Below are 6,082 nucleotides of genomic sequence, written 5' to 3' on the forward strand. Positions count from 1 at the left end.
CCTCTCCCCCACCGCCGGCCCACGGGACAACGCCGCCCTGGAGGCCCGGGACGACGTCCTGACCTTCACCGGCCCACCGCTCACCGAGCCCATGGACGTCCTCGGCCCGGTCTCCGCACGGCTGACCGTCTCCTCGGACACGGGTCACACCACCGTCTTCACCCGCCTGTGCGACGTGGACGCACAGGGCCGCTCCGTCAACATCTGCGACGGCATCGCCCGGATACGGACCGCCGGGCACACTCCCGCCGAGGTCACCGTGCCGATGGGCGCCACCGCCCACCGCTTCCCCGCGGGGCATCGTCTCCGCTGGCAGATCAGCGCGGGCGCCCACCCCCGCTACGCCCGCGATCCGGGCACCGGCGAGTCACCGCTCGACGCCACCGCGTTCGTACCGGTCGTCGTCACCCTGCACACGGACTCGGCGTTGACGCTGCCTCGCTGAGCACCGGGGCCGTCCGCGGGCCTGCCCGCGCGCCAGAACCGTATGCCCCTATCCGCGAGCAGGTGATGCGCCGTCAGTCCGGCTGCGGAGCCCGGTCGTTCGCGGCGAAGCGGTCGAGGGTCTCGAGCACGTGGCCGAATGTCGTGGCGTCGCCGAGGTGGCCCGCGTCGTCGACGACGATCAGCTCGGCGCCGGGCCAGGCCCGGGCGAGTTCCCGGGCCGTGTCGAGGGGGCCGGCCAGGTCGAGGCGGCCGTGGATCAGGACGCCCGGGATTCCGGCCAGCCGGTGCGCGTCGCGCAGCAGCGCGCCCTCCTCCAGCCACGCGCCGTGGGAGAAGTAGTGGGAGCAGATGCGCACCAGCGCGATCCTCGCCCTGGGCGGCCGGTCGCCGTACGGGCGGGTGGCGCCCCGCGTCTCACCCGACAGGACCGCGTCCTCCCACGCGCACCAGTCGGCCGTCGCCTTCTCGCGCACCGCCGCGTCGGGGTGCTCCATCAGCCGGGCGTACGCCCCGACGACGTCCCCGTCGCGCGGGGTGCCCGGGGCGCCGGCGAGGAAGCGTTCCCATGCCTCGGGGAGGAAGCGGCGGGCGCCCCGGTAGAGCCAGTCGATCTCCGAGCGCCGGGTGGTGGTGACAGCGGAGATGACGATCTCCGAGACCCGTTCGGGGTGCCGCTGGGCGTAGGCCAGGATGAGCGTCGAGCCCCATGAACCGCCGTACAGCAGCCAGCGGTCGATTCCGAGGTGCCGGCGGAGCCGCTCCATGTCGGCGATGAGGTGCCCGGTGGTGTTGTGCCGCATGTCGGTCGTGGGATCGGCGGCGTGCGGGGTGCTGCGGCCGCACCCGCGCTGGTCGAACAGCACGACGCGGTACCGGTCCGGGTCGAAGTACCGGCGCGCCCCCGGGCCGCATCCGGAGCCCGGGCCGCCGTGCACGACGAGGGCGGGCCGGCCTTCGGGGTTGCCGCAGACCTCCCAGTACACGAGGTTGCCGTCGCCCACGTCGAGCATGCCCTTGTCGTAGGGCTCGATCGGCGGATACGGCTCCCTCATGGCGGATCTCCCTCGTGTCCGGCGTCAAGAACGGTGTCACGTTACGGCATCGCCGGCACACCACCGGGCCCGCGGGTGGGGGGCCTTCGGTGGCGTCACGCCCGTATCCGGAGAGGCCCGGGCCGAGTCCTTCCCCGGGGAGGTAGCGGCCGGGGAGGTGCAGGGGCTCGTTCACGGCGTCCGGGGAACCGGCCGGGCGGTGGACGACGCTGCGGCGTTGCTGACGCTGGTTCATCCGGCGGTCGATGCTGTCGGCGGGCCAGTCGCGGCTGACCTTGTCGGCGGAGATGTTGCGGGCCGCCGCGATGTCGGCGACCTTGACGCCCCGGTCGCGGGCCTGCTGGACGATGGCGGCGTCCAGGTCCTGGAGGTCCTTGCAGGCCTCCGCGCTGCCCTTGAGGAGGGCGAGGGCCTGGGAGCGCGGGGAGTCGGCTCCGGTGAGCCCGGTGCGGTCGGCGTGGGCGAGGTCGCGCAGCCGGTCGATCCGCTGCCAGAGCTCGTCGAGGATCTGCTGGACGTACCGGTCGTGGCGCTCGGCGTCGGGAGAGACTCGGCGTGCGGGGCTGATGCGGTAGTACGCCCTGCGGCAGGCGTCGCTGCAATATATCCGGGGCCTGCCGTGCCGGGTGGAGGGTACGGGGTCGGAGCACGCCGGGTTGCGGCAGATCACCGTACTGCCCGCGCCGTTGGTCATCTCGGGGGTAGCCCTTTCGGGGTGCTGTCCTGTGAAGTTCTGTCACGGGCGCGCGGTGCCGCCCGGGCCGTGCGTCCCCTCCCGCCGGCCCGGGCGGCTGACGGCGCCTCACATACCGCTCACACGCCGGTAGCGCAGGAAGGAGCGGCCCGCGTACGGCAGCGCGGTGAGCACCGCCGCCGTGGCGGCGGGCAGGACGTCGGGCGAGAAGATGAGCACCAGGCCGGTCACCACCAACGCCACGAACGCGCTTGCCTGGAGTTCCACCGTCAGGTCATGGACTTCCCGGACTCCGGCGGCGCCGGAGCGCGGGATGTTACCGTCGGTAGAGTGCCGCGCCGTGCCGGGAACGGTTCGTCGTGGCATGTGGTCAGGAGGCATGGCGCCCTCCGGGATCGAAGTGAACAGGAAAAGGGGCTCTGGCACTGGTTGGCGGGCCGGCCAGGGCTCTTCTGTTTCCATGGACGCTACCGGGCTATCACTTCGATACGCCAACATTACGAACTGTAATGGGCAGCGTTGCCCGAACGAGCGATAAATTCCCAAATCCGGGCACGAGCAAGGTCGGTTTCGATCTCTGACCCACCACTTCATGCCCAGTAGTGGCCATTCCGTCTCGATCCGGCGTATCCGAGCATCTGTTGTGAACGTCATTGCCTCCACGCCGCTTCCGCCCCTTCCCCCGCCCCCGTCACGGAGCCGCTATGACCGGCTGGATCTCCACCCCCCTGGACTCCCGCCTTCTGCGCGGCGCCCTCGACCTGGAGCGCACCGCGTCGGGCGTACGGCCGCACCGGCTGCCCGCCCGGGCGCGTGAGCAGTACCCCGATCCGTTCCTGTCGCTGGTCGAGGCCCAGCCCTCCGGGGTACGGCTGGTCTTCCGGACCGCCGCCACGGTCGTCGAGCTGGACGTCCTGCCCACGAGGGCCGTCTTCCACGGCACTCCGCCCCTCCCGGACGGCGTGTACGACCTGCTCGTCGACGGCCGGCGCGCCGGGCGGGCCACCGCCCCGGGCGGCAACGTCCTCGGCGTCGACACGGCCACCTGGTCCATGACGCTCCGGAGCGGGCCCGCCGGCACCGTACGGTTCGCCGGACTGCCCGCCGGAGTCAAGGACATCGAGATCTGGCTGCCGCAGGCGGAGGCGACCGAGCTGATCGCCCTGCGCACCGACGCCCCGGTCGAGACCGCGCCGGACCGCGGCCGCAAGGTGTGGGTGCACCACGGCAGTTCGATCAGTCACGGCCCCAACGCCGAGAGCCCCACGGCGACCTGGCCGGCACTGGCCGCGTCCGCCGGCGGCGTGGAGCTCGTCAACCTCGGCCTGAGCGGCAACGCCCTGCTCGACCCGTTCACCGCGCGGACCGTGCGCGACACCCCGGCCGATCTGATCAGCCTTAAACTCGGCATCAATCCGGCCAACTCCGACGCGATGCGGCTACGCGCCTTCGGCCCGGCGGTCCACGGCTTCCTCGACACCGTCCGCGAGGGGCACCCCGATACACCGCTGCTCGTCGTCTCCCCCATCCTCTGCCCCATCCAGGAGGACACCCCGGGTCCCGTCGCACCGGAATCCGACAACGGAAGGGTGGTCTTCCGCGCCCTCGGCGACCCCGGGGACCGCGCCTCCGGGCGGCTCACCCTCCGTGTCATCCGCGCCGAACTCGCCCGTATCACCGCGCGACGGGCGACCGGCGACCCGAATCTCCACTACCTCGACGGCCGTGCCCTCTACGGCGAGGCGGACTTCGCCGAGCTCCCGCTCCCCGACCGGCTCCACCCGGACTCCGCCGGCTACCGGCGCATCGGCGAACGCTTCGCCGAGCTGGTCTTCGGTGCCGGCGGGCCGTTCGCCCCGGGACGTCCCCGGCACCCCACCCGAAGCGGAAGTTAGGTTAGCCTAAGTCCCCCTTCGGTCGAACAGCTCGCCGGATCCGCTTGTGAGGACGGACGTGAGGACGGACACCATGCAGCGACAGCACAGCCAGGGCACACCCGGCAGCGCGCGCACCCGCGACGGCCGCGAACTGTTCTTCATGGAGCAGGCGGGCCCCGCCGACGCCGGCCCGGTGACGGTGGTGTTCGAGAGCGGCCTGGCGGCGACCCGCTCGTACTGGGCACTCGTCCAGCGGGACGTGGCCCGCTCGGCGCGCACGGTGGTCTACGACCGGAGCGGCCTCGGCCGCAGCGCCCCCGACCCGTCGGGAGCACGCGACCTCCGTCGGCTCGCCGACGACCTGGGCGATCTCCTCGACCACCTCGGGCCGGGACCCTTCGTGCTCGTGGGGCACAGCTGGGGCGGGCCGGTCGTCCGCCTCGCCGCCGCGAACCGGCCCGGGCGGATCGCCGGGCTGGTCCTCGCCGACCCCACCGACGAGGCATGCGAGCTGCTCTTCGACCAGTCCATCCGCAGACTGGAGAAGAGCCGCCTGCGGATAGCCCTGCTGCTCGCGCGCCTCAAGGTGTTCGGGCTCCTCTTCCGCAAAGTCACCGCCGCCCTGCCGCCGGACGCCGCCGCCGACATGCGCGCGGAGGCCTTCACCGTCGCGGCGGTACGCGCCATGGGCGTCGAACAGGAGCGTATCGAGGCCGACTTGCGCTACCTGCTGGAGCGCCCGCCGGCCCTCGGCGACATCCCTCTCACGGTCATCTCCGCCACCCTGCGCACCCCCGGTATGAGCGCGAAGGCCCGCGAGTCCATCAACGCCTCGCACGCCCACCGGGTACGGCAGTCGTCGCACGGGCGGCACGTCCTCGCCCGGCGGGCCGACCACATGGTCCCGACATCCGAGCCCGAGGTGATCGCCGCCGAGGTACGACGCCTGCTCACCGCCCCCGAAGCCGCCCCGGAGACCGCCACCGAGGCCGGCCCGGAGGCCGCCCCTGAGCGCTGACCCCTCCATGGCGTGTCCTATCGTCGGACCGCAGACTGCCGTGTTCCGGGGGTTCTCCCATGACGATTCCGTCGCGCTCCACCATGTCGAGGGTGCGGAGGGTGTCGAGGCTGTCCTGGGTGGACGTCGCGGTGGCCGTGGCGGTGCTGGTGGGGATGTATCTCCTGCTGCGCGTCGGCAAGGAGGCCACCGTCTCCTTCGACCCGGCCCATGTGGTGAAGGTGGACACCTCCCCGGCGGAGCTGCCGTACTACGCGGCGCGGAGCCTGCTGCGGATGTTCGCCGCGCTGGCGGTCTCGGTGACCTTCGCCCTGGTCTACGCGTACGCGGCGGCGCACAGCCGGCGGCTGGAGCGGGTGCTGATCCCGGCGCTGGACATCCTCCAGTCCGTGCCGGTGCTGGGCTTCCTGACGGTGGCGGTGGCCGGCTTCGTCTCGCTCTTCCCCGGTTCCATGCCCGCCCTGGAGTGCGCGTCGATCTTCGCGATCTTCACGTCGCAGGCGTGGAACATGGCCTTCGGCTTCTACCACTCGCTCATCACGCTCCCCCGTGAGCTCGACGAGGTGTCCCGGTCGTTCCGCTTCACCCGCTGGATGCGGTTCTGGAAGGTGGAGCTGCCCGCCGGGGCGATCGGGCTGGTGTGGAACGGGATGATGAGCTTCGGCGGCGGCTGGTTCTTCCTCGTGGCCTCCGAGGCCATCAGCGTCTCCGGCCACCGGCACGCCCTGCCGGGCGTGGGGTCGTTCGCGGGCACGGCCATCGCCGACGGCGACCTGGGCAAGGTCGGCTGGGCGGTGGTCACCATGGCCGTCATGGTCGTCGGGGTGAACTTCTTCTTCTGGCGGCCGCTGACCGCGTGGACGGAACGGTTCAAGAACGAGCAGTCCGAGGCGGCCGACGTCCAGCGGTCGCTGGTGCTGGACTTCGTGCGCCGCTCGTCCTGGCCGGCCCTGCTGGGGCGGCTGCTGCGGCCGGTGGCCGAACTGCTGGGGCG

General features: G+C 72.3%; 6 protein-coding genes. 4 read left to right on the forward strand and 2 right to left on the reverse strand.

Annotated features, from left to right (window positions below; all coding sequences use genetic code 11):
* Positions 1–445, forward strand: a 445-nt coding sequence (locus K6I33_RS30210) for a CocE/NonD family hydrolase (RefSeq protein ID WP_229357732.1), incomplete at its 5' end; no start/stop codon positions are given.
* A gap of 73 nt (positions 446–518) precedes the next feature.
* Here the strand turns inward: K6I33_RS30210 and pip are convergent.
* Complete coding sequence (gene pip / locus K6I33_RS30215) at positions 519–1,499, reverse strand: prolyl aminopeptidase (protein WP_229357733.1); 981 nt, start codon at positions 1,497–1,499, stop codon at positions 519–521.
* 802 nt (positions 1,500–2,301) lie between these two features.
* A complete protein-coding gene (locus K6I33_RS30220) occupies positions 2,302–2,460 on the reverse strand; it encodes a hypothetical protein (protein ID WP_229357734.1) in 159 nt (52 codons plus the stop codon).
* 437 nt (positions 2,461–2,897) lie between these two features.
* On the opposite strand from K6I33_RS30220, the gene K6I33_RS30225 reads away from it, so the two are divergent.
* From K6I33_RS30225 to K6I33_RS30235, 3 genes are all read left to right on the forward strand, one after another.
* Positions 2,898–4,088 (forward strand): GDSL-type esterase/lipase family protein, encoded by a 1,191-nt coding sequence (locus tag K6I33_RS30225; RefSeq protein ID WP_229357735.1) that lies wholly within the window; start codon positions 2,898–2,900, stop codon positions 4,086–4,088.
* Between the two features lie 73 nt (positions 4,089–4,161).
* The gene (locus tag K6I33_RS30230; protein ID WP_229357736.1) at positions 4,162–5,088 is read left to right on the forward strand and encodes an alpha/beta fold hydrolase; all 927 of its coding nucleotides are present in this window, start codon (positions 4,162–4,164) and stop codon (positions 5,086–5,088) included.
* A 59-nt stretch (positions 5,089–5,147) separates the two neighbouring features.
* Positions 5,148–6,082, forward strand: a 935-nt coding sequence (locus K6I33_RS30235; protein ID WP_229357737.1) for an ABC transporter permease subunit, incomplete at its 3' end; no start/stop codon positions are given.

It is taken from the genome of Streptomyces sp. UNOB3_S3, from assembly GCF_020740895.1.
Classification (GTDB): Bacteria; Actinomycetota; Actinomycetes; order Streptomycetales; family Streptomycetaceae; genus Streptomyces.